General features: G+C 71.8%; 27 protein-coding genes and 2 tRNA genes. 8 read left to right on the forward strand and 21 right to left on the reverse strand.

Features of this window, described 5'->3' with window-relative positions:
• Nucleotides 1–51: 51 nt before the first annotated feature.
• From BUE48_RS18390 to BUE48_RS18430, 9 genes are all read right to left on the reverse strand, one after another.
• Nucleotides 52–1,734, reverse strand: coding sequence for a carotenoid oxygenase family protein (locus tag BUE48_RS18390; RefSeq protein WP_012854017.1), 1,683 nt, complete (start codon nt 1,732–1,734; stop codon nt 52–54).
• Nucleotides 1,735–1,868: 134 nt separating this feature from the next.
• Nucleotides 1,869–2,063: a biotin synthase auxiliary protein BsaP gene (bsaP, locus tag BUE48_RS18395; protein WP_012854018.1), complete on the reverse strand. Its 195-nt coding sequence runs from the start codon at nt 2,061–2,063 to the stop codon at nt 1,869–1,871.
• 36 nt (nt 2,064–2,099) lie between these two features.
• On the reverse strand, nt 2,100–2,312 hold the full coding sequence (locus tag BUE48_RS18400) for a biotin/lipoyl-binding carrier protein (RefSeq protein WP_012854019.1): 213 nt from the start codon (nt 2,310–2,312) through the stop codon (nt 2,100–2,102).
• A gap of 69 nt (nt 2,313–2,381) precedes the next feature.
• A complete protein-coding gene (locus BUE48_RS18405; RefSeq protein ID WP_012854020.1) occupies nt 2,382–3,716 on the reverse strand; it encodes an acetyl-CoA carboxylase biotin carboxylase subunit in 1,335 nt (444 codons plus the stop codon).
• A 122-nt stretch (nt 3,717–3,838) separates the two neighbouring features.
• A complete protein-coding gene (locus BUE48_RS18410; RefSeq protein WP_286990630.1) occupies nt 3,839–5,131 on the reverse strand; it encodes an HD-GYP domain-containing protein in 1,293 nt (430 codons plus the stop codon).
• Nucleotides 5,128–6,462 carry an HD-GYP domain-containing protein gene (locus BUE48_RS18415; protein WP_012854022.1) on the reverse strand — a complete coding sequence of 445 codons (1,335 nt, stop codon included), beginning with the start codon at nt 6,460–6,462 and terminating at the stop codon, nt 5,128–5,130. The genes BUE48_RS18410 and BUE48_RS18415 overlap by 4 nt, the downstream gene beginning before the upstream one ends.
• A 209-nt stretch (nt 6,463–6,671) precedes the next feature.
• The gene (locus BUE48_RS18420) at nt 6,672–7,625 is read right to left on the reverse strand and encodes an NAD-dependent epimerase/dehydratase family protein (RefSeq protein WP_012854023.1); all 954 of its coding nucleotides are present in this window, start codon (nt 7,623–7,625) and stop codon (nt 6,672–6,674) included.
• 109 nt (nt 7,626–7,734) lie between these two features.
• Complete coding sequence (rsrA, locus tag BUE48_RS18425) at nt 7,735–8,034, reverse strand: mycothiol system anti-sigma-R factor (RefSeq protein WP_012854024.1); 300 nt, start codon at nt 8,032–8,034, stop codon at nt 7,735–7,737.
• 66 nt (nt 8,035–8,100) lie between these two features.
• Nucleotides 8,101–8,712 carry a sigma-70 family RNA polymerase sigma factor gene (locus tag BUE48_RS18430; protein WP_086014641.1) on the reverse strand — a complete coding sequence of 204 codons (612 nt, stop codon included), beginning with the start codon at nt 8,710–8,712 and terminating at the stop codon, nt 8,101–8,103.
• A 414-nt stretch (nt 8,713–9,126) separates the two neighbouring features.
• Between BUE48_RS18430 and BUE48_RS18435 the strand changes: the two genes are divergently transcribed.
• Nucleotides 9,127–9,972 (forward strand): class I SAM-dependent methyltransferase, encoded by an 846-nt coding sequence (locus tag BUE48_RS18435; RefSeq protein WP_012854026.1) that lies wholly within the window; start codon nt 9,127–9,129, stop codon nt 9,970–9,972.
• 15 nt (nt 9,973–9,987) lie between these two features.
• Here BUE48_RS18435 and BUE48_RS18440 read toward each other — a convergent pair whose 3' ends face one another.
• Both BUE48_RS18440 and BUE48_RS18445 read right to left on the reverse strand, forming a co-directional pair.
• Entirely contained in the window at nt 9,988–10,353 is a 366-nt protein-coding gene (locus BUE48_RS18440) for a TraR/DksA family transcriptional regulator (protein ID WP_012854027.1), read from the reverse strand.
• Nucleotides 10,354–10,425: 72 nt separating this feature from the next.
• A complete protein-coding gene (locus BUE48_RS18445; protein ID WP_353745303.1) occupies nt 10,426–11,211 on the reverse strand; it encodes an SOS response-associated peptidase in 786 nt (261 codons plus the stop codon).
• 91 nt (nt 11,212–11,302) lie between these two features.
• On the opposite strand from BUE48_RS18445, the gene BUE48_RS18450 reads away from it, so the two are divergent.
• The 4 genes from BUE48_RS18450 (at nt 11,303) to rsgA (ending at nt 14,471) form a co-directional block, all read left to right on the forward strand.
• Nucleotides 11,303–11,875 carry a DoxX family membrane protein gene (locus BUE48_RS18450; protein WP_012854029.1) on the forward strand — a complete coding sequence of 191 codons (573 nt, stop codon included), beginning with the start codon at nt 11,303–11,305 and terminating at the stop codon, nt 11,873–11,875.
• A 127-nt stretch (nt 11,876–12,002) separates the two neighbouring features.
• On the forward strand, nt 12,003–12,191 hold the full coding sequence (locus tag BUE48_RS18455; protein WP_286990631.1) for a zf-HC2 domain-containing protein: 189 nt from the start codon (nt 12,003–12,005) through the stop codon (nt 12,189–12,191).
• A 10-nt stretch (nt 12,192–12,201) separates the two neighbouring features.
• On the forward strand, nt 12,202–13,479 hold the full coding sequence (gene aroA / locus BUE48_RS18460; RefSeq protein WP_012854031.1) for a 3-phosphoshikimate 1-carboxyvinyltransferase: 1,278 nt from the start codon (nt 12,202–12,204) through the stop codon (nt 13,477–13,479).
• The gene (rsgA, locus tag BUE48_RS18465; RefSeq protein WP_012854032.1) at nt 13,476–14,471 is read left to right on the forward strand and encodes a ribosome small subunit-dependent GTPase A; all 996 of its coding nucleotides are present in this window, start codon (nt 13,476–13,478) and stop codon (nt 14,469–14,471) included. Before aroA ends, rsgA begins: the two co-directional genes overlap by 4 nt.
• Nucleotides 14,472–14,518: 47 nt before the next feature.
• On the opposite strand, the gene BUE48_RS18470 is transcribed toward rsgA, so the two are convergent.
• Both BUE48_RS18470 and BUE48_RS18475 read right to left on the reverse strand, forming a co-directional pair.
• Nucleotides 14,519–15,382, reverse strand: coding sequence for an MHYT domain-containing protein (locus tag BUE48_RS18470; protein WP_245536895.1), 864 nt, complete (start codon nt 15,380–15,382; stop codon nt 14,519–14,521).
• A gap of 262 nt (nt 15,383–15,644) precedes the next feature.
• Nucleotides 15,645–16,535, reverse strand: a complete 891-nt coding sequence (locus BUE48_RS18475) for a phenylalanine 4-monooxygenase (RefSeq protein ID WP_012854034.1) — start codon at nt 16,533–16,535, stop codon at nt 15,645–15,647.
• 195 nt (nt 16,536–16,730) lie between these two features.
• Between BUE48_RS18475 and hisN the strand changes: the two genes are divergently transcribed.
• Entirely contained in the window at nt 16,731–17,534 is an 804-nt protein-coding gene (hisN, locus tag BUE48_RS18480) for a histidinol-phosphatase (protein ID WP_286990632.1), read from the forward strand.
• Between the two features lie 87 nt (nt 17,535–17,621).
• Nucleotides 17,622–17,813, forward strand: coding sequence for a tail-anchor membrane protein (locus BUE48_RS18485; protein ID WP_012854036.1), 192 nt, complete (start codon nt 17,622–17,624; stop codon nt 17,811–17,813).
• A 16-nt stretch (nt 17,814–17,829) separates the two neighbouring features.
• Here BUE48_RS18485 and BUE48_RS18490 read toward each other — a convergent pair whose 3' ends face one another.
• The 7 genes from BUE48_RS18490 to BUE48_RS18520 all read right to left on the reverse strand — a co-directional run bounded on the left by BUE48_RS18490 (nt 17,830) and on the right by BUE48_RS18520 (nt 24,645).
• Nucleotides 17,830–18,777 (reverse strand): PP2C family protein-serine/threonine phosphatase, encoded by a 948-nt coding sequence (locus tag BUE48_RS18490; protein ID WP_012854037.1) that lies wholly within the window; start codon nt 18,775–18,777, stop codon nt 17,830–17,832.
• 115 nt (nt 18,778–18,892) lie between these two features.
• Nucleotides 18,893–19,495 (reverse strand): TetR/AcrR family transcriptional regulator, encoded by a 603-nt coding sequence (locus tag BUE48_RS18495; protein WP_012854038.1) that lies wholly within the window; start codon nt 19,493–19,495, stop codon nt 18,893–18,895.
• A complete protein-coding gene (locus BUE48_RS18500) occupies nt 19,495–20,298 on the reverse strand; it encodes an SDR family oxidoreductase (protein WP_012854039.1) in 804 nt (267 codons plus the stop codon). Before BUE48_RS18500 ends, BUE48_RS18495 begins: the two co-directional genes overlap by 1 nt.
• Nucleotides 20,295–21,641: a cytochrome P450 gene (locus BUE48_RS18505; protein WP_012854040.1), complete on the reverse strand. Its 1,347-nt coding sequence runs from the start codon at nt 21,639–21,641 to the stop codon at nt 20,295–20,297. Before BUE48_RS18505 ends, BUE48_RS18500 begins: the two co-directional genes overlap by 4 nt.
• Before the next feature lie 181 nt (nt 21,642–21,822).
• Nucleotides 21,823–23,472, reverse strand: coding sequence for an AMP-binding protein (locus BUE48_RS18510; protein ID WP_012854041.1), 1,650 nt, complete (start codon nt 23,470–23,472; stop codon nt 21,823–21,825).
• Nucleotides 23,473–24,047: 575 nt separating this feature from the next.
• Nucleotides 24,048–24,431 (reverse strand): DUF3054 domain-containing protein, encoded by a 384-nt coding sequence (locus BUE48_RS18515; protein ID WP_286990633.1) that lies wholly within the window; start codon nt 24,429–24,431, stop codon nt 24,048–24,050.
• A 140-nt stretch (nt 24,432–24,571) separates the two neighbouring features.
• Nucleotides 24,572–24,645: transfer RNA gene (locus BUE48_RS18520), tRNA-Met, on the reverse strand.
• Nucleotides 24,646–25,276: 631 nt separating this feature from the next.
• Here BUE48_RS18520 and BUE48_RS18525 point away from each other — a divergent pair.
• The gene (locus BUE48_RS18525; RefSeq protein ID WP_012854043.1) at nt 25,277–25,591 is read left to right on the forward strand and encodes a hypothetical protein; all 315 of its coding nucleotides are present in this window, start codon (nt 25,277–25,279) and stop codon (nt 25,589–25,591) included.
• A 332-nt stretch (nt 25,592–25,923) separates the two neighbouring features.
• Here BUE48_RS18525 and BUE48_RS18530 read toward each other — a convergent pair.
• Nucleotides 25,924–25,997, reverse strand: a tRNA-Met gene (locus BUE48_RS18530).
• Nucleotides 25,998–26,040: the final 43 nt, after the last annotated feature.

Below are 26,040 nucleotides of genomic sequence, written 5' to 3' on the forward strand. Positions count from 1 at the left end.
CACAGCTTCGGCGCGGGAGATTTGTACCGATCGCCACGGTGGCCCGGCCGCTCAGCGGTGGCGGGCGTCCAGCTCCTCGGCCACCTGGCGGGTCAGTGCGGCCAGCTCCGGGTCCAGCTGGTCCAGCCGGGAGTCCAGGTCGTCGGCGAAGCGCAGCCGCTCTATGCCCGGGTCGGCGGGCCGCGCCTGCGGCATCCACGCCGAGTGGATCAGGAAGGGGACGGTGGTGCCCTGCGGTGCGGCCAGCACGGCGATCGGGCCGCGCGAGACGTCGGCGGCGTCGAACAGCTCGATCCGGAAGCGGTCGTCGTTGTGCACCGCGACCAGCAGGTAGCCGTCGTGGCCGCCCGGGTCGGCCCCGGCATAGCGGGTCCGGCCCGGCGCGCCCGGGCCGCGCGGCACGAACACCGGGGAGGTCGGGTAGTCCTCCAGCGCGAAGGTCCACTCGGCCACCGGCCGGAGGGTGTGCCAGTCGAGGCTGCTGAGCACCGCCGGGGTCTCCTCGGCGGGGAACAGCTCGGGGTTCACCCGCCCCTCGTAGTTCTTCAGCGCCCGCTGGTTGATGGCCTCCGGGTGGAAGCCCAGGTGGATGAGGTGGTGCCGGGTGGGGTTGGTCTGTCCCTCAAAGCTCCAGTCGATCGCCGACAGCTCGGCCTGCCAGTAGCGCTCGGGGTCGAACAGGCGGGCCCGCTCGTGCACCCGCCCGGTCTCGGGGTCGAAGCGCAGCAGCGTGGTCAGCGCCGGGGACATGCCGTGGCAGTACATGCCGCGCAGCGCCGGGTCGATGGGGCGGCCGAAGGCGTCCAGGTCGTCTTCGCGCAGGTACATGCCGATGTCCAGGCCCGGGGAGTGCTCCATGATCACCTGGACGCCGTCGGTGTCGTCGTAGCGGGCGTAGAAGTGGTTGACCTCGGGGGCGATGCGGAAGGTGCGGCAGGGCACGCCGGCGCGCCCGGGCACCAGGTCGTCCTTGCGGATCAGCAGCACCGGGCCGTCGGGGTTGTTGGCGACGGTGCGCTCGGCGCCGAAGACCTCCTCGGGGTCCACCTTGTAGGCGGTGTCGGCCAGCACCAGCCAGTGGCGGGTCTGGGTGATGGTGTGGGTGGCCTGCGGCAGCACGGCGTCCTCGACCGCCCAGCGCTGCACGTGTTTGCCGTGCCCGTCGTAGCGGATCACTGAGACCTCGCCGGTGAGGACGTCCCGGCTGACGCTCCACAGGCAGCCCCGTTCGGGGTCGATCACCGGGTGGGCGGTGGTGGAGATCAGCGGCAGCACCGCCTGGTCGATGGCCGGCTTCCAGTCGTCGCGGTGCCCCACTTCGGCCACGAATTCCAGGGAGAGCGGGTCGATCTCGACCGGGCGGCCGGCGTCCCAGGTGGCCAGCAGCCGGTCGCCCCAGGGCAGCGGCGCGGTGTTGGCGGCGTTCACGAATCCCCACGGCGAGCTGGTGCCGACCGGCCCGGCGGTGAACAGGTCGGGACGCTTGCGCCGCAGCCGGACCGAGGGGGTGTCGATGACCCGCGCCCGCCAGGGGAAGCGCCCCCGCTCGTCGGGCCGCAGCTCCAGGCGGATCACCACGCCGTCGCCGAAGAAGGCGTGCAGCGGGCGGGTGCGCTGGTCGGAGGTGCAGATCACGTAGTGGCCGGTGATGTCCTGCGGCCAGGCTCCGGCGATCAGGGACAGTTCGAAGTCGGAAAAGTCGGTCCGGCTGAGGATCGAGCGTGGGATGGGCATGACGGCCGCCTCTGCTAGAACCGGATTCGGACGCTGGTGATGCAACTGAATCCCGGTTCACCGGAGCCGTCAAGACATGAGCTGCTTCGGCCGGGCGCCTTGAGAAGGCCCCGGCCGAAGCGCCGCGGCCGCTTTCAGGCCGAGGTGAGGGTGCCGTGCTCGACGCAATGGGCCGTCCAGCCGCCGGGCGTCACCTTGACGACCATGCGGCGGGCGCAGCGGGTGCAGTAGCGCGGCGGCTCCAGCGCCCGCGCGGCCCGGCAGCGCTCGTGCTCGGGGTCGGTGCCGGTGGACGGCCCTCCACAGCGGTCACAGTAGGTCGTCTCCACGGCCGGACGGCGCTCCTTCCCCTCCCTGCCGGCGGGCTACTCGATGACGGCGATCAGATCGCCCTCGCGGACGACGTCGCCCTCGCTGACCTTCAGGTGGGTGACCACGCCCTCGTCCTCGGTCAGCACCGGGATCTCCATCTTCATGGACTCCAGGATGACCAGCGTGTCACCGTCTGCCACCCGGTCGCCCTCGCGGGCGACCACCTTCCACACGTTACCGACTATCTCGGCGCGAACCTCGGCCACCCCGGGCTCCTTTCCCCTCGCGTTTCCTCTCGCGGTTCCCCTCGCGATCGTCGGCGGGCCGGCGGCCGCTCAGCGGCGCATCCGCGCCACCAGCCCGGTGTCGTACGTCCCGGCGACGAACTCCTCCTCGCCGAGCAGCTCGATGAAGAACGGCAGATTGGTCTTGGGACCTTCGATCTGGAACGCCCCGACCGCCTGCGCGGCCCGGCGCAGCGCGCTCGGCCGGTCGGCGGCGTGCACGCACAGCTTGGCCAGCAGCGAGTCATAAAACGGGGTGACGGTGTTGCCCTCGGCGTATCCGGCGTCGATGCGGATGCCCTCGCCGACCGGCTCCTGCCAGATCTTGATGTCGCCGGGAGAGGGCAGGAAGCGCAGCGGGTCCTCGGCGCAGACCCGGAACTCCACGGCGTGCCCGCGCGCCTCGGTGGAGGTGAACGTCACCTGCTCCCCGGCGGCGATCAGCAGCTGCTGCTCCACCAGGTCGATGCCGGTGACCAGCTCGGTGATCGGGTGCTCGACCTGCAGCCGGGTGTTCATCTCCAAGAACACGAACTCGCCGCTGTCGACGTCGAGCAGGAACTCCACGGTGCCGGCGCCCCGGTAGCCGACCGCCTCGCCGGCCCGCACCGCGGCCTGCGTCATCCGGGCCCGCAGCGCCGCATCCACCCCGGGCGAGGGGGTCTCTTCCACGATCTTTTGGTGGCGCCGCTGGACGGAGCAGTCCCGCTCCCCCAGCGCCACCACGGTGCCGTCGGCCAGGCCGAGGATCTGCACCTCCACGTGCCGGGCCCGTTCCACATAGCGTTCCAGCAGGATGTCGGGGTTGCGGAAGAACCGCTCGGCGCTGCTGCGGGCGCTTGCGTAGACCTTGACCAGCTCGGCCTCGTCACGGGCGGCGCCCATGCCGATGCCGCCGCCCCCGCCGGCGGCCTTGACCATCACCGGGTAGCCGATCCGCTCGGCCTCGGCGAGTGCGGTGGCGGCGTCCGGCACCGGCTCCCACACCCCCGCCGCCACCGGCACGCCGGCCTCGATCATCAGGTTGCGGGCGTTGATCTTGTCGCCCATCCGGGCGATGGCCAGCGGCGGCGGGCCGATCCACACCAGGCCCTGGTCGGTGACCCGCTCGGCGAACTCGGCGCTTTCGGCCAGGAACCCATAGCCGGGGTGGATGGCCTGGGCGTTGGTGCGCCGGGCGGCCTCCAGCACCCGGTCGGCGTCCAGGTAGCTGCCGGCGGGATGGGCGGGACCGATCAGGATCGCCTCGTCGGCCTCGGCCACGAACGGCAGGTCGGCGTCGGCTTCGGAGTACACGGCAATGGCCTTGAGCCCCATCGCCCGCACCGTGTGGATCACGCGGCTGGCGATCTCGCCGCGGTTGGCCACAAGCACGGACTCGAACATCGCTGTCCCCTTCCGCATCCCGACTTCGGTGACGATAGTGCGCGGCGTGAGCGGGAACCGGTCGCGCCGGCGACAAATCTGGACCGCGTGGTTTGGACGTCTCCGCACCACGACGTCCGCGCTCAGCTCCGGGCGCGGCGTTCGACGACCCGGGCCAGCGCCTCCACCACCGTCGGGTCGTACTCGGCCGTGGACTCCGCCCGCAGCCGGTCCAGCACCGCCGCGCCGCGGTCCCGGTCGGAGGAGTCGCCGACCAGGTCGTCGTAGGCGTTGGCGGCCTTGATGATCCGGCTGGCCAGCGGCGGCGGGGGCTCGGGCGGCGCCTCCCCCGCCGGGTCGCTGCGATAGGGGTCGGCCTGGCGGCGGACGATGTAGGCGACCCGGTCCAGCACACCGGTCTCTTTGATCACCTCGGCGCCCAGTTCGGCGATGCGGCGCCGCTCGTCGGGCGAGGCCAGCACGGTGGCGCCGCCGGGGATCGGGTCGCCCAGGGAGAGCTGGCCGATGTCGTGCATCAGCGCCGCGTACTCCAGCTCCAGCAGCTCCCCTTCGCTCATCCCCAGCTCGCGGCCCATCGCCACGGCCAGCTTCGAGACCCGGCGCGAATGCCCGGCCTCGACATAGCCGCCGACCTCGGTGACGCGCGACAGGGCCCGCACCGTCTGCAGGTAGGTGGCCCGGATTCCGGCATAGCGGCGGAAGGCGAACTGGGTGACCAGGATCGGGGCGGTGAACACCAGCAGCGCCGCCCGGCCCATCACCGAGGTGGCCACCACGATCAGCATGGCGGTCGCCCCGATCGCCGCGCACAGCGCCATCTTGGCGGCCATCTCATCGCGCAGCGCGATGCCGAACCGGGCTCGCACCGCCTCGGCCCGGATCAGCGCCGCCACGCACACCTCCAGAAAGCAGGCCGCCACGATCGTCACCGTCATCAGGCACAGCAGCGCCGTCCAGCCCAGCTCGAGGGAGGCCAGCGGACGGAACGCCACCGCCACGACGGCGACGGTCAGCAGGCGGCGGGCCATCGCGTCCGGCCGGGGCGCGCGGCCCACCGCGATGTGCGGCAGCGAGCCCGCCAGCATCCCGACCGCGGTGACCGCGATCGCCTGCAGCGCCGAGTGCCCGGCCGGTTCGGGGCCGACCGTGGTCAGCATGGCGTAGCCCAGCGCCCCGGCGGCGGCGATCGGCGCCACCTCGCGGTTGCCGGGGATCACCATGCGGAACAGCTCGCCCAGCGCCACCAGCGCCCCGAAGATCACCGCGACCTCGGGCTGCACCAGCCCGTCGGCGGTGACCTTGGCGACGGCGGCCACCGCCAGCGCGGCGGCGACGGCGATCACCACCGGCCGGCCGACGTCCGCCCGGTGCCGGCCGGGCCGGGCGGCCGGGCCGGTCTGTGCGGAGACGCTCATGAGCCGGCTATCTTGATCGGCACGCTCGGATCGTCGTGATCTTGCTGGGTGGTCTCCACCACGTCGTCCTTGGGCAGCACCACCGGCCCGGGCGGATCCCAGCCCTCGCGCTCCAGCGCCCGCAGGAACGCCTGCACCATCACCGGGTCGAAGTGGTCGCCGGCGCCCCGGCGCAGCTCCTCGACGGCCTCCTCCACCGTGCGGGCGGCCCGGTAGGAGCGGGTGGAGGTCATCGAGTCGAACGCGTCGGCCACCGAGATCACCCGGGCGAACTCGGGGATCTCATCCCCGGCCAGTCCCATCGGGTAGCCGCGGCCGTTCATCTTCTCGTGGTGGTGCATGATCCCGGCCAGTGCCTCGTCCAGGAAGCCGATCTCCCGGACGATCTCCAGTCCGCGCATCGGGTGCAGCTGAATGGCGGCGAACTCCTCCTCGGTGAGCGCGCCGGCCTTCTGCAGCACCTTGGTCGGCACGCCCAGCTTGCCGACATCGTGCAGCATCCCGGCGTACCGGATGGCCTCCACCCGGTCGGGGCGCATGCCGATCTCCTTGGCGATCATCACCGAGCCGCGGGAGACCCGTTCGCTGTGCCCGCGGGTGTAGTAGTCCTTGGTCTCCACCGCCTGGCACAGCGCGGCCAGCGTGGCGGCGTGCGCCTGCTGCTGGGCGTGGGTCTGGGCCAGCGCCCAGCGGGCCACGAACAGCGGCAGCAGCACCAGCACCGCCGACAGCGGGCCGAGCGCGTCCCACAGCCCGGCGATCAGCAGGCCGAACATGCCGTAGCCGAGGCAGACGAAGACCAGCTCGCCGCTTTCGCGCCGCAGCTCTTGAACGGTGGCCTGGCGGCTGAGCAGCAAAATCCCGGCCATCAGCAGCAGGTTGACGGCGACGAAGGTGACCAGCGCCCCCAGGAACGGGCCGATGATCTGCTCGACCCACCGGGCCCGGCCGGGGTGGAAGCCGCCTCCGCCGAGCGCTTGGAACACCACCCCGGACGCATAGCCGCTCAAGGCGAACTGCGCGCCGTTGAACAGCCGCTTGACCGGTGCGAAGAACCGCTGCCCGGTGACGACGGCGCTGGCCCCCACCAGTGCGGCGCCGCCCGGCCCGAGCAGCACCACCGAGGCCAGGCTGGCCGCGTAGCTGAGCGAGACCCGCGCGCTTTCGACGTTGAGCTTGACCGACGCCGAGTCGCAGATCAAAAACAGCGCCACCAGCACGGCCAGCACCTGCACGTTGAGCTCGGCGAACGAGGCCGTGGCCACGGCGGCCGCGGCGAGTGCGACGACGACGCTGACGTACGCCCAGGCAGCGGGAGGTAGTCCCCGCATGTGCCGCCCCCTCGGGAGTCGACGGTGGGCGGGGCAGCCGCTGATCGGCCGATTCTCCGCAATGCCGGGCGCAGACATCCGGCCACCGTGCCGGGAACGCGATCCGGCGGGCCGTCAAGGCTCCCCGCCGCCAACGGCCCCCAGCCTAACCGCCGAGCCCCTCCTCCCACAGGGAGACGGAGAATCGAGAGCGAAGCGTGAACAAATCGTCACCTCAGGCGACTCGCACCGCTCGCGCCTTGCCGGGCGGCCCGGTGCTGCCGGGCCCACTCGGCGGTCGCGGCCAGCCCGTCGCGCAGCTTGGTGCGGGGGAACCAGCCGAGGGCCTTGTGGGTGAGCGCCGGGTCGATGGCCATGGCGCGCAGGTCCCCCGGCCGGGGCGGGGCCAAAGCCGGCTCGTCGGGGGCCCCGACGGCCTCGGCGACCAGCGAGTGCAGCTCCAGGTCGGTGGTCTGCTCCCCCGTGCCGACGTTCAGCCGCATCCCGCTGCCCAGCTCCCCGCACGCCAGGGCGAAGGCGTCCACCACGTCCTGGACGTAGACATAGTCGCGGGTGTTGCCGCCGTCGCCGTACACCCGGGTGGGCGCGCCGGCCAGCAGGGCGTCGGTGAAGATCGAGACCACCCCGGCCTCCCCCTCCGGGGACTGCCGCGGGCCGTAGACGTTGGCGAGGACGAGGATGGTGAAGTCCAGGCCGTGCAGCTCGCGGTAGGTCTGCACGTAGATTTCGCCGGCCTTCTTGGAGGCGGCGTAAGGGGAGGCGGGCCGCAGCGGCGCATCCGACGGCACCGGCAGCTCCTCGGGCACCCCGTACACCGCGCAGCTGGAGGCGAACAGGATCTTGCGGGAGCCGGCGGCGCGGGCGGCCTCCAGCACGTTCACCGTGCCGAGCACATTGACGCGGGCGTCCTGCCGCGGGTCCTGGACGCTGGAGCGCACGCTGACCTGCGCGGCCAGGTGGCAGATCAGTTCCGGGCGACGCGCGGCGGCCAGTTCCACCAGCGCCGGATCGCACACGTCCATCCGGTGGAAGTCGATGTCGGGGCGCAGGTTGCGGCCGGTGGACAGGTCGTCCACCCCGATCACCTCATGGCCGTCGGACAGCAGCCGATCGACCAGGTGAGATCCGATGAAGCCGGCCGCGCCGGTGACGAGAACGAGCACCTGAGCACGATATCCCCGCCGCCGTCCGGCCGTGCGGCGGGCCCGCCGGGCGGGTCATGCCTCACTCCGCCGGGATGAACGCCCCGGTCAAGAGCGGGTGGAGGCCGGGTCAGATATCGGTGTCGACGGTTTCGGCCACGGGCTGCGGGCCGGCCTCGGCGCACAGCCGCTCGATGCGTTCCATGACCTTGGCGCGCAGGTCGGCGGGTACCGGCTCGCACCCGCAGGTCTTGTTCACCAGTTTCTTGACCGCCTCTTCGAGGCCGTACTCGCGCAGGCAGGGACCGCACTCATCGAGATGGCGGCGCACCTGGGCGCAGCCGTGCTCGTCCAGCTCCCCGTCCAGATAGGAGTAGACCCGGGCCAGCACCTCGGTGCACGGTGTCTCATGGGGTTTTCCGCAGCTCATCGCTCACTCACCTCGTCGTGCCGGAGACCTGCCCGGCGGGCGCGTCCCCGCGCGCCCGCCCGCCGATCATGACCCGTTCCCCGCCCGAGTCAGGCCGCGCTCGCGGGCGTAGTCCTCCAGCCTGGATCGGAGCTGTCGCCGTCCACGGTGCAGCCGTGACATCACGGTACCGATCGGCGTGCCCATGATGTCGGCGATCTCCTTGTACGCGAAGCCCTCCACGTCGGCGAGGTAGACCGCGATGCGGAACTCTTCGGGCAGTTCCTGAAGGGCGGTCTTGACGTCGGAGTCCGGCAGGTGCTCCAGCGCCTCGGCCTCGGCCGACTTCAGCCCGCTGGAGGTGTGCGACTCGGCCCTGGCCAGCTGCCAGTCCTCGATCTCCTCGGTCGCCGACTGCTGCGGCTGCCGCTGCCTTTTGCGGTAGCTGTTGATGAAAGTGTTGGTCAGGATCCGGTACAGCCACGCCTTGAGGTTCGTGCCCTCCTTGAACTGGTGGAAGGAGGCGAACGCCTTGGCGAAGGTCTCCTGGACGAGGTCTTCGGCGTCGGCCGGATTGCGCGTCATGCGCAGGGCGGCCGAGTACAGCTGGTCCAAGAACGGGAGCACATCGCGCTGGAAGCGTTCCTGCCGCTGCTCCACGCTCTCCGTCGTACTGGGGACCTGACCCACCTCCTCGATGCCGGCGGCGCTTTCACCGCCACACCTGTCAGAAGATATCGGTCCGCGCTGCCGCGCCACGAGGGCGACCCCTGTGGGCTCGGCAACTGCACTGGGCGTCGGCGCCACTTGGTCTCCAACCTCCCGGCCCGCCCGCGCGGGGAGGATTCCCCACTTCGTCGGCGTCACGGACGGCTACAGGCGTGTGCAACGCGCCGATGGGCCTTACCATTCCCTGACTCGGTGACCTGCGAAACCGGCAGGTCATCCGGCGGAGGAGAGCTCTGCGATCCCCCGGCGGGGCGACCCGGCCCGCCGAGGGCTCCGCCGCACCCGCTCGCCGACCGATCGTGACCCATCGGCAACACACACGGAGGGTGATGGCAGGCGTTGCGGGGGGAAGAAGTCACGTACATGGTGAGAACAGGAGCAACCTTGCTGCCGCTGCCGGCCACGCCCCCCGAGCGCTCGATCAGCAGCCTGCGCAACGCCTCGGGTGAAGGCGACGATCTGGGACTGTACTGGACCTTCTATTGGGCCGTGGCCGCGGCCCAGTTGCAGCGTTGGCTGCCCAAGAAGCGGTCGCGGGTGCTGGACATCTCCGGGGGACGCACCCTGACCTCCACGCGGGCCGCGGCGGCCGGCCATTCGGTGATCGAGGTGCTGCCCGCGCCCGCAGAACACCCGCCCGGCCGGGCCGACGCACCGATGGTGCCTCCTCCCGCGGCGGGTGAGACGGAGCAGCGGGGGCGGCACCGCAGCGGGATCCCCCCGGGCAGCCGGCACCGGGTGATCGCCGATGTCTCCTCGCTGGGGTTCCTGGCCGACGCCTCGGTGGACGCGGTGATCGCCGAAGACCGGGTGCTGTCGCGGCATCTGGTGACCGAGGCGATCGTCGCGGAGATCGCCCGGGTGCTGCGCCCCGGCGGCCGGGCGCTGCTGAGCGTGGACTCGCTGATGCTCGGCATGGCGATCCTGGCCGAGCAGAAGTTCTGGGCGCACCTGTCGGACGTGCCGCGCGCCGAGGTGGTGCTGGTGCCCTGGCCGGACGGCACGATCACCCGGTGCTTTTGGTCCGAGCAGCTGCGCGAGCTGCTGAGCGAGGCGGGGCTGGAAGTCGAGTGGATCCGGCCGCGCACGGTGCTGTCGCCGTCCACCGTCGAGCATGTGCTGACGGCGGACGCGCACGCGCTGGGCCGGCTGGTGCGCACCGAGCTGACCTCCCTGGTCACCGACGAGTCCGTGGGGATCCATCTGCTGGCCAGCGCGGTCAAACGGTGAGGCGGCCGGCCGCTTTCAGCGGCGGGCCCGGTCGTAGCGGGCCTGGCAGGTCAGGCAGCGGGCGGCGTCGGGACGGGCCTCCAGCCTGCCGGCGGCGATCGGCTTGCCGCAGGTGACGCACCGGCCGTAGGTTCCGGCGGCGATGCGCTGCAGGGCCGCCAGCACCGAGTTGCGCTGCCGCCGCAGCCTCTCCAGCGCGGCGTCGGCCTGCTCGGCGTCCGACAGGTGAGCGCCCACGTCGGCCGGGTGCGCCTCGAGGCGGGCACCCGCCACTGCGGTGCGCTCGCCCCTCAGCAGGGCCATGGATCGATCCAGATCGGCGAGCATCACCTCGAGCCGGCGGCGGGCGGCGGCGGTGTCCACGGCGGTCCGAACTCCCATCGGTCAGCCCCCGTAGTCGGGTCCGGTGGCGCCTCGCCGCGGCCGTCCCCGGCTGTTTACCGGGACGAGACCTCAGAACAAGGTGCCGGAACCGGAGTTTTCACCTGGAATATGCCCATCTGTGAGGGGCTGCAAGAGTTCTGGACCATTGTTTTTGACGTTGTTGACGGCCCTGGAGACCGGGTATGCCTCCATGGTCCCGCTCATGGCCGGCGTCAGCAGGTCGCGCACCCGCGCCACGTCGGTCAGGGCGGGGTCCAGCCAGGCGTCCCAGTCGTCGGGCCGCACCACCATGGGCATCCGGTCGTGGATGCGGCCCACGTCGTCGGAGGCCTGGGTGGTGATGATCGTGCAGGTCCACAGCCACTGGTCGTCCTCGGGGGAGCGCCACAGTTCGTACAGCCCGGCCATGGCCATCACCGCGCCGTCCCGGGGCCGGATGAAGAACGGCTGCTTGGCCGGCCGCCCGCCGTTGCGTTCCATCGTGTACCACTCATAGAACCCGTCGGCCGGCAGCAGGCAGCGCCGCTTGGCGAACGCCCTGCGGAAAGACGGTTTCTCGTGCACCGTCTCGGCCCGGGCGTTGATCAGCCGGTTGCCGATCTTGACGTCCTTGGCCCAGGAGGGCACCAGCCCCCACCGCAGCGCCCGCAGCTGCCGCACCGCCGGGACGGAGGCCTCGGCGGCGTGCGTCTCCTCTTGCGGAGGCCTGGCCAGCACCGCGAGCACCTCCTTGGTGGGCGCGATGTTGTAGTCGGGTCTGACGGCGTCGCCGGCGGCGTCGAGCTGGACGTGGAACTGTTCGATCAGTTCCCGCCGTGTTCTGGAGAGCGAGTATCTACCGCACATGCCCTCCATACTGCCCCTCCCCTCCGACAGGCGGCCGCGGACGCAAAAGGCGATAAACAAAAGGCGATAAATTCGCGCCGCGGTGGGCATGTAGGCGGACATGCAGCCCATCAGGATCGTGGCCCGGCCTCTTGTGGCCGCCTATTTCATCGCCTCCGGGGTGGAGGCACTGCGCGACCCGCGTCCACGCGCCGAGCAGATGGCCCCCTCCCTCAAGCCGGTCGCCGACCGGCTGGAGTGGCTGCCCGCCAAGGACCCCGAGACCTTGGTGCGGGTGCAGGGCGCGATCGGGGCGGGCGCCGGCGCACTGCTGGCACTGGGGAAGCTCAAGCGGCTGTCGGCGCTGGCACTGGCGCTGTCGCTGGTGCCCACGGTGCTGACCGAGCACCAGTACTGGACCGAAGACGACCCTGAGCGGCGCGAGACGCAACGCACCCTGCTGCTCCTCAAGGGCGGGCTGCTGGGCGCGCTGCTCACGATGGCCACCGAGCCGCGGCGCACGCGGCGCCTGGCGGAGCTGCGGCGGCAGACGCGCCAGGCCCGCGCGCTGGCGGCCGGGCAGACACGGGCGGTGCGCAGGCAGGCCCGGGCCGAGCTCCGGCAGGCCAGGCGCGAGGCCGCCCGGCAGGTCCGCCAGGCGCGCCGCCGGGCCGCAGGCGGGGTCCGGCGCTGAGGGCTCGGCGCCCTGCCGCCCGGGCGCGGCCGCCGGCCGTATCGTGATCGCCCGGGGCCGCCGCGCGCGGCACCCGGGCCGTGCCGTGCGCGGGATTCATCACCGGTGGCGGGACGAGGAGGCCGGTATGGACGGGCGGGTGGAGCACACCGACGTGGGCGCCTACGTTCTCGGCCTGCTCGAAGAAGGCGACCGGCGGACCTTCGAGGAGCACCTGGCCGGCTGCGCCCGCTGCCGGGCCGAGCTGGAGAGGCTGTCGGGGCCCGCCGAGGCGCTGCGCCGCATCCGGGACGAGGGCGGTGACGGCGGTCGCTAACCTTGCGGTTATGTCCACCCCGAACTGGCCCGCACCCACGGCCCGCGGCCCGCTGGCGGCGACGGTCGTGCTGCCGGGCTCCAAGTCGATGACCAACCGGGCGCTGATCTTGGCGGCGCTGGCCGAGGAGCCGACCCGCATCGTGCGCCCACTGCACAGCCGAGACACCGAGCTGATGGCCCAGGGCCTGCGCGAGCTGGGCGTACGGGTGGACGCCGAGGGCGATGACTGGCTGGTGACGCCGGGCGACCACGCCGGGCCGGCCGGGCCGGTGCACGTGGACGTGGGCCTGGCGGGCACGGTGATGCGCTTCCTGCCGCCGGTGGCGGCGCTGACCCGCGGCCAGGTCACCATCGACGGCGACCCGCGGGCCCGGCAGCGGCCGATGCGGCCGATCATCGACGCGCTGCGCGCCCTGGGCGCCGAGATCGACGACGGCGGCCGCGGCTGCCTGCCGTTCACGGTGCACGGCCGTGGCTCGCTGGCCGGCGGGTCGGTCACCATCGACGCCTCCGCCTCCTCCCAGCTGGTGTCCGGGCTGCTGCTGGCCGCGCCCCGCTTCACCAAGGGCGTGGAGGTGCGGCACGAGGGACCGCCGGTGCCGTCGGCCCCGCACCTGGCGATGACGGTGCGGATGCTGCAGGACGCCGGGGCGGTGGTGGAGACCGGGCGGAACCTGTGGCGGGTGGCCCCGGGGCCGCTGCGCGGCGGCGAGCAGGTGATCGAGCCGGACCTGTCCAACGCGGCGCAGTTCCTGGGGGCGGCGCTGGTCGCCGGCGGGCGGGTGACCGTCCCGGGCTGGCCGGCCGAGACCACCCAGCCCGGCGACGCGCTGCGGCACCTGCTGGCCGAGATGGGCGGGCGGGTCTCGCTGGGGCCGCAGGGGCTGACCGTGCACGGGGACGGGACGCTGCGCGGGCTGCGGGCCGATCTGCGCGATGTGGGCGAGCTGACCCCGGTGATCGCGGCGCTGGCCGCGCTGGCCGACTCCCCCTCCCGCCTGACCGGCATCGCGCACCTGCGCGGCCATGAGACCGACCGGCTGGCGGCGCTGGCCGATGAGATCAACGCGCTGGGCGGGGACGTCCGCCGGCTGCCGGACGGGCTGGAGATCCGGCCGCGTCCGCTGCACGGCGGGCTGGTGCGCACCTACGACGACCACCGCATGGTGATGGCCGCCGCCGTGCTGGGCCTGGCGGTCGAGGGCATCGTGGTGGAGAACGTCGCCACGGTGGGCAAGACCCTGCCCGGCTTCACCGAGCTGTGGACCGGCATGCTGGAGGGTTGACGCTGGCACGCCGTCTGAGAGATTTCGACGAAGACGATGTCCGGGTGCGTCCGGGCCGCCGTGGCTCCCGGCCGCGCACCCGCCGCCGTCCCGCCCACGAGGACGCGGTCACCGGTTTCGTGACCGCGGTCGACCGGGGCCGCTACCGGTGCCTGGTGGAGGACCGGACGGTGACCGCGATGCGCGCCCGGGAGCTGGGCCGCAAGAGCGTGGTGGTGGGCGACCACGTGGCGCTGGTGGGGGACGTCTCCGGGGACCCCGACACGCTGGCGCGGATCGTGCGGGTGCAGCCGCGCCGTTCGGCGCTGCGCCGCACCGCCGACGACGCCGACCCGTTCGAGCGGGTCATCGTGGCCAACGCCGACCAGATGGTGATCGTGACCGCGCTGGCCGACCCGCCGCCGCGGCCCCGGATGATCGACCGCTGCCTGGTGGCGGCCTATGAGGCCGGGCTGGACCCGCTGCTGTGCCTGACCAAGTCGGACCTGGCCGGTCCCGAGGAGCTGCTGGCGATCTACGCGCCGCTGGGCGTGCCGTATGTGGTGACGCAGCGGGGCGCCGACCTGGGAGAGCTGCGAAAGCGGCTGCGCGGGCGGCTCAGCGTGCTGGTGGGGCACTCCGGGGTGGGCAAGTCCACGCTGGTGAACGCGCTGGTGCCGGGCGCCGGGCGGGCGGTCGGGGAGGTCAACGCGGTGACCGGCCGGGGCCGGCACGTCTCCTCCTCGGCGATCGCCTTCGAGCTGCCGGAGGGCGGCTGGATCATCGACACCCCGGGGGTGCGCAGCTTCGGGCTGGCCCACGTCAAGCCCGAGGACGTGGTGGCCGCCTTCCCCGACCTGGCCGAGGGCGCCGAGCACTGCCCGCCGCACTGCAACCACCTGCAGGAGCATTGCGCCCTGGACGAGTGGGTCGCCGAGGGGCACGCCGAGCGGGCCCGGCTGGATTCGCTGCGCCGGCTGCTGGCCAGCCGGGAGCGCTCCGCGGAGGACTGAACCTCCCCGAGGGGCGGCCTGCGCCCGTCCCGGGCCGGAGAGGCGGGTCAGTCGGTGCCGCCGAACCAGCGGCCCGCCGTCCGGTGCTCGCCGGAGATCCGCGACGGCTTGATGATCGGCGGCGGGCCTGCGTTCCGTTCCGTCCTCCCGCCGGTCTCGGGCCCGTCCGCGGGGCGTTCCCGGGCCGCCCGGTCCGGCCCGTGCGCGGGATCTCCCGCCGGCAGGGCGGGCATCGGCCGGTCCGGCTCGTCCCCGGCGGCCAGCCCAATGATCAACAGCAGCAGCATGGCCAGGACGCTGATGCCGACGATCAGCGGCAGCAGGAAGTCGAACGCCGCGGCGCCGCTCGGCCGGCCCAGCGCGGGGTCGGGGTGGACGCGGACCGCGGCCATGCCGGTGTAGTGCATGCCGCTGACGGCCACTCCCATGCCCGCCGCGGCGCCCATGGTCGCCCAGGTCCCCGCCACCCGGGAGGCGAACCACAGGGCGGCGGTCGCCGCCACGATGGCGATCACCACCGACAGCGCGACGAACGCGGCGTCGTAGGAGATGCGCCCGGGCAGGCGCATGGCCCGCACGCCCAGGTAGTGCATGCCCGCCACGCCGAGCCCGGCCGTCACCCCGCCGGTCACCAGCGCGGGCGGGCGCATGCGGCCGAAACTCACGATGAACAGGCCGGCGCCCACCACGGCCACCGCCAGCAGGGCGCCGGCCAGGGTCAGGGGGACGTCATAGCGGATCTCCATGCCCGGCACGTGGAAGCCGAGCATGGCCACGAAGTGCACCACCCAGATGCCGGTGCCGCCGATGGAGACGGCGCCCAGCGCCAGCCAGGCCGCCCTCTTGCCGGCCGTTCCCTCCCGGCCGCGGGCCGCGCAGAGCAGGCCCAGGAACGACCCGATGCAGGACATCAGATAGGCCAGAACCGGCGTGAGAATCCCGAAAGAAAAATGCTGCACTTCGGCCATCGGCCTGTCCCGTGACTCCCCTTATTCCCCTATTACCCCGTCAAATGACGGTAATCGTAGAGGCCACGGCGTTCACAGGCCATACCCGAAAGGGGACACCCCCGAAGGCCCGTGCGGGACCCGCCGCGCCCGCGCAAAGGGGCACGGCGGTGCCGCATCGATGTGCCTGCAGAACCTCCCCGCTGGGGGCGGGCCGGCCGTACCGCTAAGAGCCCGCCGATGCCGCGAGCGCGGCGATCGAATCGTCGTCGCAGTCCGCCCAGAACGTCCCGACCACATCTTCCAGGTGGTCCAGCGACTCGGCGCAAAACAGCACGTCCTGGTACTTGGTGATGTCGTAGCCGGTGGTGCCCATGGCGGCGATGTCCAGCGGCCGGATGTTCATCTTCTGAAACTCCTCGATCTCCCCGTAGGAGGACAGGATCCCGGCGCCGTAGGCTTTCACTTCGCCGCCTTCGGTCATCACCCCGAACTCCAAGGTGAACCAGAAGACCTTGGAGACGAATTCCAGCGCCTCCTGACTTTCCACCCGGCGGGCCGCCCGTCCGGCCAGCCGGTACAGCTCGGCGAACCGGTCGGAGGCCAGGGTGTTGCCGTGCCCGATGACCTCGTGGATCACATCCGGCTCCGGGGTGTAGAACGGGGCGGAGTGGTGCCGGATGTACTGGGTGGAGTGGAAGAGGGAGTCGGCCAGCGAGCCGTAGAACTCCCGCAGCGGCACCAGTCCGGCGGCCGGCAGATAGCCGAACCCGGTCAGCTCCCCGAGCCGGTCGGAGACCTCCTGCAGCTGCGGGATCCGGTCCTGCGGCAACGCCAGCCTCTCCTTGGCCTCCAGGAACTCCCGCACCGCATAGCGGCGGTGCTTGGCCTGCAGTTCCCGGCTGACCAGGCGCCAGACCTCGTGCTCTTCGGCGGTGTACTCGACCACCGGGACGGGGTCGCCGCTCCGGTGCTCCAGTGCCAGCCGCGCGATCGCGTTGCGCCTGCTGCGATAGACGGGGTCCGCGAAACCAGGGTGGCTTTTGGCCAATTCCACGGTGACCTCACCGTGCTCGTCCTGGATCACGGGCGCGAAGTACTGCGCTTCCTCCATCATCTGCCGCCTCCTCATTGAAGCGATGCCATGCTTCCGAGAAGACCAGCTCTGGAAGGGGATGGCAAGAGCGTCCGGTTGCTCTCGCAGCGGGCGGTTCAGATCCGGGCCGGACGGCGGGCCCGGCGGAAAGCGGTTCCCCCGTGCGGCGCGGCGGGTGTGTCGGGGCGGGGGGTGATCGCGGTAGCGTGGCACCTCGTGGCGGACTACTCCGATGACCTGCGGCTGGCGCACGTGCTGGCGGACGCGGCCGATGACATCACCACCAAGCGGTTCCGGGCGCTGGACCTGCGCATCGACACCAAGCCCGACCTGACGCCGGTCAGCGACGCCGACCGTTCGGTCGAAGAACAGGTGCGCGGCACGCTCAAACGGGCCCGGCCGCGCGATGCGGTGCTCGGCGAGGAGTACGGGCGCTCCGGGCAGGGAGAGCGCTGCTGGGTGATCGACCCCATCGACGGCACCAAGAACTTCGTGCGCGGCGTGCCGGTGTGGGCCACGCTGATCGCGCTGATGGAGAACGAGGAGGTCGTGGTCGGCCTGGTGTCGGCCCCGGCGCTGAACCGCCGCTGGTGGGCGGCCCGCGGCGGCGGCGCCTGGACGGGCCGCAGCCTGTCGCAGGCCACCCGGATGCGGGTGTCGTCGGTGGCCGAGCTGTCGGACGCCTCGCTGTCGTTCTCCAGTCTGAGCGGCTGGGAGGAGCAGGGCCGGCTGGAGAACTTCCTGGACCTGACCCGTGCGGTGTGGCGGACCCGGGCCTTTGGGGACTTCTGGTCGCACATGATGGTCGCCGAGGGCGTGGTGGACATCTCCGCCGAGCCGGAGGTGTCGCTGTGGGACCTGGCCGCGCTGCAGGTCATCGTGGAGGAGGCCGGCGGCGTGTTCACCAACCTGGCGGGGGTGCCCGGCCCCGGCGGCGGCAGCGTGGTGTGCACCAACGGCCTGCTGCACGCCCGGGTGCTGGACATGCTGGGCGGCCGGGACGCATCGTCGCCCGCCTGAGCCGGACGGACCCGCAAAAGACGGCGCCCGGAACCACCGGCGGGCCGCGGTCGTTCTCCCGGTACCGGCTTGTGGGAGGTGTCGGCATTGGCCAACAAGGCTGTCATCGTCATCGGCGGGGTCGCCGTGGCGTTCATCGCGCTGAAGCTGCTGGGGCCGCTCATCGCGACGCTCATCGTGCTGGGCGTCATCGCGCTGCCGGTGGCGGCCTACCTGATGCTCGACCCCTCGCAGCGCCGCCGGCTGCGCGGCCAGGCCCGCAAGCGCCTGGGGAGCTGAGGGACGCCGGCGCGCCTCAGCCGGCGCGCCGGACGGCCAGGTCCGCGTGCGGGCGGACGGGCGGGACGGCCTCCAGCTGCACCAGCAGCAGCGCCGCGTCGTCGGCCGGCCGTCCCCCGGTGTGGCGCCGCAGGTCCCGCTCCAGCGCGGTCAACAGCCGCCCGGGGCAGTGGCCCTCTTGCCCGCGCGCCAGTTCCTCCACTCGCCGCGCCAGCGGGTAGCACATCCCCTCGCCGTCGCGGGCCTCGCTCACCCCGTCGGTGTACAGCAGCAGCCGGTCGCCGGGCCGCAGCGGCAGCGGCTCGCCGGCGCACCAGCCGCCGGCCAGCTCCAGCAGGCCCAGCGGCGGGAACTGCAGCACCGGCTCGACGCAGGCGGCCCGGCCGTCCCGCAGCAGCAGCGGGGGCGGATGCCCGCAGTGCACGATCTCGGCCGGCCGGTCGCCCTTGGGCAGCCCGACCAGCAGGGCGGTCACGAAGCCCTCCGCACCGCCCAGACGGTCGCGCACCAGCGCATCCAGCCGCATCGCCACCGCGGCCAGCGACGGTTCGCGCCGCGCCAGCTCCCGGAAGGCGCCCAGCACGTCGGCCGCCCCGCTCACCGCCTCCAGGCCCTTGCCGCTGACATCACCGATGATCAGCCGGGTGCCGAACGGGGTGGACAGCACGTCGTACAGGTCGCCGCCGACCTCGGCGGCGGCGTCGGCGGCCAGGTAGCGCACCTCGGTGCGCAGGTCGCCCAGCCGCTTGGGCACCGGCCGCAGCAGCGCCTGCTGCACCGCCTCGGCGACGCGGCGCAGCTCGGCCAGTTCCCGGTCGCGGCGGGTCACCGAGCGGGACCACAGCCAGGCGGGGACGGCCACTGCCGGGGCCGCCGCGGCCAGCGCCGGGGCGTTCCCCCAGTGCAGTACCGCCAGGGCCGTCGCCGCCCCCAGTGCCGCGGCCCCCGCCGCCACCTGCCGCATAGCGCCCCCATCCGCTTCGAACCCCCGACAGGCAGATCAATGAGGCGAATGGTAGTGAAATGATCACCAATGGTGAGGAGATTCCCCGGATTCGCCCGGACCGGCGCGATGCGCATCAGCCGATGGCCGGCGGCAGCAGGCGGAGCAGGTGACGGCGGGCCAGCGCGCGGGCGCTGTCGTCGTCGTAGACCGCCAGGCCGCCGCCGGGGACCAGCAGCAGCGACATCGCCACGCGCAGCAGGATCTCGCAGACCGCGTTCAGGTCCTCACCGTCTTGGGGGTGGTCGCGGCCCAGCCGCTCGGCCAGGATGTCGCGGGCGGCCAGCATGATCGCGCCGCCGTTCATGCTGAGCTGAGGCAGGAACACCTCCGGCTCGCTTTGCAGGACGCGGGTCAGCAGGGGGTTGGACCGGGCCTCCCGCAGCCCGGCCACGAACCCCTCCACCAGCGCGTCCCGGGCCGACAGCCCTTCGGTGGCGGCGGAGATCTCCGACAGGAACCGCCGGCACTCGCGCAGGATCACCGCCTGCAACAGCTGGTCTTTGTTGCTGAACCGCCGGTAGATGGTGGTGCGCGCCACCCCGGCCCGCCGGGCGACGTCCTCCACGCTGACCCGGCGCAGTCCATAGGTTTCGAACTCCGCCAGCGCCGCGTCCAGGATCCGCACATCCAGCGCGTCCGGCTCGGCCTCGGCCCGGCGGCTCAGCAACCCCTCCATCAGGCGCGGATCCGGGAGTCGTAGCCCTTGCGGGCGTTGCGGTCGAAGTCCAAAAAGAGGGTGTCCAGCCCGTAGTAGCGGGCCACGGCCCGCTTGACCGGGTCGGGAATGAGCCCCATCAGCCGCAGCTGGGCGGTGAGCCTGCGCGGCACCACCAGCTGCGGCACCGGCTTGGCGATCATGCGGGCCACCGCGGCGGCGATCTCCTCCGGCCGGCAGTTGCGCTGCCCGCGGGGGCTGCGGGTGCCGGCGATCAGCTCGGTGTCGGTGAAGGAGGGCAGCACCGCGCCGACCTTGATCCCGCGGTCGCGCACCTCCAGCCGGGTGGCCTCGGTGAACGCCACCACCGCGGCCTTGCTGGCGTTGTAGAGGGCCAGCCCGGGGGTGGGCAGCACCCCGGCCACCGAGGCGATGTTGATGATGTGGCCGTCGGCGCGCGGCAGCATCCGCTCCAGCGCCAGCTTGGTGCCGAGCATCACGCCGTGCACGTTGACGTCCAGGCAGCGGCGGGCGTCGGCGTCGCTTTCGCCGGTGACCGGGCCGATCGGCATGATGCCGGCGTTGTTGACCAGCACGTCCAGCCTGCCGAGCCGGTCCTCCACCGCCTCCAGGAAGGCGGTGAAGGAGTCCCGGTCGGTGACGTCCAGTTTCAGCGCCGGGATGTCCAGCCGCTCCCCGGCCTCCTTGACCGCGGTCTCGTCGATGTCGCCGATGGCGACCTTGGCGCCCTTGGCGACCAGCGTCCGGGCGGTGGCGTAGCCGATGCCGCGGGCGCCGCCGGTGATGGCGATGACCTTGCTCATAGGCGCTCCAGCCTGACCGGGAGGCCGTCCTTGGGGGACGGCAGGGAGGTGGTGTCCAGCGGCCACTCATAGCCGCGGGGGACGCTCCAGCGGTAGTTCAGCAGCACCTGGTGCAGCACGGACTTGATCTGGACGCCGGCGAAGTGCATGCCGATGCACTTGTGGGCGCCGCCGCCGAAGGGGGCCCAGGCGTAGCGGTGCACCTTGTCCTCGCGGCGGTGCTCGGCGAACCGCTCGGGGTCGAAGCGCTCGGGGTCCTTCCAGATCTCCGGCATGCGGTGGTTGGTCAGCGCCGCCACCACCACGGTGGTGCCCTTGGGGATGTGGTAGCCGAGGATGGAGGTGTCCTTGACGGCCCGGCGGGGCAGCGCGGGCACCGGCGGCACCAGCCGCAGCGCCTCCTTCATCACCAGGTCCAGGGAGACCAGCTTGTCGATGTCGTCGAAGTCCAGCGTGGGCTTGCCCAGGGCCTGGGACTCCTCGCGCACCCGCTCCTGCCACTCGGGGTGCTTGGCCAGGTAGTAGGCCATGGTGGTCATGGTGATGGTGGAGGTGTCGTGGGCCGCCATCAACGCGAAGATCATGTGGTTGACCACGTCCTCGTCGGTGAAGCGGTGCCCGTCCTCGGTCTCGGCCTGGCACAGCGCGGCGAACAGGTCGTCCCCGCCGTCGCGCCGCTTGGCGGGCAGGTGCCGGTAGAAGAACGCCTCCAGCTCTTTGCGGGCCTGCAGCCCCTTGTGCCAGCGCAGGCCGGGCACGGAGGTGCGGATGATGGCGGTCCCGGCGCGGACGGCGTCGATGAAGGCGCCGTTGAGCCGGTCGATCTCGGCCTGCTCCAGGTCGACGCCCACGAAGACGTCGATGGCCAGGTCGAGCATGAGCTGCTTGATGCGCTTGTAGAACTGGAAGCCGTCCCCGGTGGGCCAGGCCTTGATGCCCCGCGTGATGCCCGGAGTCATGATCTCCAGGTAGCTGCGCATCTTGGGCCTGGTGAAGGCCTGCTGCATGATGCGCCGGTGGTGCAGGTGCTCCTCGAAGTCCAGCAGCATGATGCCGCGCCGGAAGAAGGGACCGATGTAGTAGGTCCACGCGGGGCCGTTGGCGAACGCCTTGTCCTTGTTGACCAGGATCGCCTCGGCGCCTTCGGGGCCCTGCACCATCACCGTGCGCAGTCCCAGCGTCCATCCCCAGGTGACCGGGCCGAACCGCAGGTACCGGTTGCGCGCCATCCCGAACGGGTCGCGCATGGTCTGGAGGGTGTTGCCGATGAGCGGGAGGCCCGGGTCGCCGAGGACCGGCTTGAGGTCGCTGCCGGGAGGCGGTGGCGCGAGGACTTTGGGCATGGCTCCCCCTGGTGAGGAACAGAAGAGCAATTTCTGTAACTTCGTTGTATCGCGCCACAATCCGAACGTCTAGGGGCATGCAAGCCCTTACTTATGACAGTTGGATAAAGTTCGGCCTCTCCCCCAAGCACACCGCCCCCGGGACGGTCCGTCCCGGGGGCGGTGTTGACGGGCGTCTGGATCAGCCGATGATCCGCGCGCCCTCCATCCGTCCGGCCTGCAGGCGCTCCCACATGTAGCGGCGGCGCGGCTTGCCGCTGGAGGTGCGCTGGATCAGCCCGGAGCCGATCACGATCGTCACCGTCACGTCCCCGCCGAGCCGGCGCCGCAGGAACTCGCGGACCCGGCCCTCCCAGTCCGCCGCGTTCGTCTCGGCGAACAGCGCCACGCCCTTGCTGCCGGCGCCCGGCACGCTGGTCAGCACGATCCGGCCCTTGCCCAGCCCGGTGAGCTCGGCGATCTTGGCCTCCAGGTCCTCCACGTAGACGCTGCGCCCGCGGACCTTGATGCTGTCGCCCATCCGGCCCAGCACGAACAGCTGCCCGTCGTAGAAGAACCCGGCGTCGCCGGTGTAGACCTTGCCGTCGATGAACCGGGTCGACTTGCCCTGGGCCCCGGCGTAGTAGCCCCGGCAGGCCGAGGCCCCGCCGACCACGATCTCCCCCAGGTGCCCCTCGGGCAGCTCCCGGCCGTCGTCGTCGACGATGGTGACCGGCACGTCCTCCTCGGGCGTCCCGGTGCCGACCACCCAGCCGGACTTGGCGCCCACCGAGGCCGGGCCCAGGGTGTGGCGGTCCAGGATCCGCACCGGCTGCCCGAAGGCCAGCGACTCCGGATCGGGGTGCACCGCCAGCGGCTCGCGCAGCGCGTTGTCCATGGTCACCAGCAAGGTGGTCTCGGCCATGCCGTAGGCGGGCTTGAAGGCCTTGCGGGAGAACCCGAAGGGCTCCAGCAACTGGGCGAAGACCTCCAGCCCGTGCGGGTCGATCGGCTCGGCCCCCACCAGCGCCGTCTCCCAGCCCGACAGGTCCAGCCCCTCCAGCTGCTCGGGCTTGACGCGGCGGGCCACGTAGGCGTAGGCGAACGGCGGGGCGGCGGTGTGCTTGGCGGTGGCGAAGCAGCGGATCCAGCGGGCCGGGTCGCGGATGAACTGGTCCGGCCGCATCAGCCACAGGTCGCCCTGCCGGGAGATCGGGGTGATGAAGCAGCCGATCAGCCCCATGTCGTGGTAGAGCGGCAGCCAGGAGGCGACCTCGTGGCCGTCCTGGAAACCGGCGGTGCGGGCGATCAGCTCGCAGTTGGCCTCCAGGTTGTCCCAGGTGACCATGACGCCGCGGGGCTCGCCGCTGGAGCCGGAGGTGAACTGCAGCAGCGCCAGCTCCCCCGCCTCCTGCACGTCCGCCTCCGCAGCGGCCTGACGGGGCAGCCACGGCTCGCCCTCCAGGCCGGCCGCCTGCATCGCCCGCCCCACCAGCTCCGCCAGCCCGGCCGAGGAGATGGTCAGCTTGGGCCGGGCCTGGCGCAGGATGGCCGCCACATGGGCCACATAGTCGTCGCCGTCCTGGAACAGCGGCGGCGTGATCAGGCAGACCGTGGCCCCGGCCGCCCACACCCCGAAATAGGTCTCCACGCACGTGAAGTCGGTGGGCAGCACCACGCACACCACGTCCCCGGGCCGCACGCCCGCCTCGATGAGCGCCGCCGCGGTACGCCGCGCCGCCGAAGCCAGCTCCCCATAGCCCCGGTACTCCCACCCGCCGTCGTCGGCCGCCAGTCGGATACCGCGATCGACCTGCGGCTTGTCCAGCCAATCACGCAGCGCTGAGCTCATGGCCATCCCTTTCGCAAAAGCCCGCCACAGGCGTTCCCCGCCCCCATGTGACTAGGGGGTAACTTCATCAGCGAGTGAGTATTCACGTCAACAGGCCCCGGCGCAGGCACTCTCCACCGTGTCCGCCGCGCCTTGCGTTCGGCCGGCCGCTTCCCGCCTCACCAGCGCTTTCTTTTTTGTGAGCGGAATGACAAAAAAATTTCCCGCATTGTCGCCATTGATCAAGTTCCCCGGGCCCGCTCACCCGGATCTTCCGCGGGAAGAGTGGCGTGCATCACATCACCCCTGTCCCGCTCCCTGGACGAGGCACGTCCCGCCCGTGCGTTCGCATGCCGATGTGCCCTGCTGAGCGACACCCGCTCCCGCCAAGACCCGCGGATCCACCGCACGCACCGCCTCAGGGGTATCAACGGCACGCCGGCACACGTTCAGCGGACCTCCTCCGGCACACGTCTCCGTCGGCCGGGGCGGGCTCCTCACGCTCCAAGGACGACGCGGCGAGCCGGAAGAACGAAGAACGCCGCCGAGGCCCCCACCGCCGGCTCTTAAGACCGCACGGCGAAAAAGTTCAGCCCTCAGGCGCGTCCGTGTTCCCGCCGCCCGGCGGCTCCGTGCCGTTCGGCCAGTTGCACCACCGCCCGCCAGCCGATCAGCGCCAGCGCCAGGAAGATCCCGGCGACGATCACGAAACTGACCGCGACACCGCCCCCTGACAGGGCCCGCAGCACCATGCCCCCCGCCAAGGTGATCCCCCAGACGCCCAGCCCGATCGGCGCCGGCTCCGCCGGCCGCCGCCAGGCGCGCAGCACCGCCCAGCCGATCGCCAGCGCCGCCAGGAACGGCCAGGCCGTTCCCGCAAGCTCGGCCACTCCGCCCGACTCACCATGGCTGGCCCGCCCGATGGCCACGAACGCGACCACGCCGACGACGTCCAGCCCACCGGCCGTCCAAGCACGCATATCCCGAGGCTATCGGCCCTTCCCCGACCCCCCGGCCACGCCCCGTCCCCGCAGACGGCCGCCCGAGGCCGCGGAGGCACACACGCAAAGACCCGGCCGCTCACAGACGAATCTGCGACCGACCGGGTCTTCGACCTTCGTAGCGGGGGCAGGATTTGAACCTGCGACCTCTGGGTTATGAGCCCAGCGAGCTACCGAACTGCTCCACCCCGCGGTGACGTGCCCTAACTCTATGGGGCCTCCACTGTTTGTGCAAACCGAAGCGACCGACCGGCTCAGCCACCCGCCGGTACCGCCAAGACCACCACACCGTCACGGCAGCCGCGGCGGACCCGGCCGAAGGCGCCACCGCAGGTGATCAGGCGCAGCTCCAGCCGGTCACCCGCAGCGCGGCAGGCCACCTCACCGGACACGGCGATCTCGGGACAGCGAGCCGGCCACCGCACAACGAACGTGGCGGCCGCCCCCACCATCGACGTGAATCCGGTCGCCGCACCCAAGCTCACGCAACCGGCAGAAGACGGCGCCGGAACGGAAGCACTCATACCCGGCGATCACAGCGACACCCGGCTCAAGCCCGGCAGCCGACCAGGTCGCACCGCTCCGGAGCGATCAACCGGCGATCACGGTCGAGTTCCGGCCGACGCCCCGAGCGGACGGCCCCAACGCGGGAATGCACAGCCCCACCGGACCGGCCATCTGCCGAGACAGCGGCAAGGGCCGATTCGACCGACCATGCCCCTTCGACGAGAGGGTCTTAACGCAAACCCCCACCGCAAACACCCACCCGAAACAGGACACCTGCCCGTACCGCCCAGGACACCCCGCTCCCTAACCTCCCCCTCATGAAACGCAACGCTCCCACCCTCACCGCCCTCTGCCTGGCCGCCGCCCTCCCCCTCACCGCCTGCCAAAGCCACACCCAGAGCTGCTTCAACGGCACCTGCCACGTCACCGTCAAGGGCGCAGGCCAGACCATCGAGGTCAACGACTACGACGTCCGCATCAGGGAAATCGGCCCCGACACCGTCCGCCTCCAGGTCGAAGGCACCCCCACCGTCACCCTGAGGACCGGCTCCCGCACCCCCCTGGGCCCCCTGACGATCCAGGTCACCTCAATCGAGGAGAACACCGTCAAATTCGACGCATTCTTCCGCTGACCCCCACACGCAAGCACCCCCCACCCTCACGACCACAACTCCGCAAGCACCACGGAAGACCGCTTCATGGTTCTTCTCAAACGACCTTGAAAACACCCCCACACCCACCCAAAAAACAAGAACTTCCCGAACAAAACCCTCAAACCAGGAACAAACACCCAGCCCCTAGAATCACCAGGTCTTCATCACCGGGAACCTTGCACCCACCCGGGGGCGTGGGGGCAGAGCCCCCACACCGGGGGGCTCCGGGGGGTCGCCCCCCCGGACCAACACAAACGAAAGTCCCGACCGGAAGCAGCCAAAAGCTGCGACCAGCCGGGACCGGACTTTCGTAGCGGGGGCAGGATTTGAACCTGCGACCTCTGGGTTATGAGCCCAGCGAGCTACCGAACTGCTCCACCCCGCGTCGAGTGCGTATTCACTGTACGACCATTCGGGGCCGAAGGCCA

The sequence above is a fragment of the Thermomonospora sp. CIF 1 genome (assembly GCF_001896795.1).
GTDB classification, from domain to species: domain Bacteria; phylum Actinomycetota; class Actinomycetes; order Streptosporangiales; family Streptosporangiaceae; genus Thermomonospora; species Thermomonospora curvata.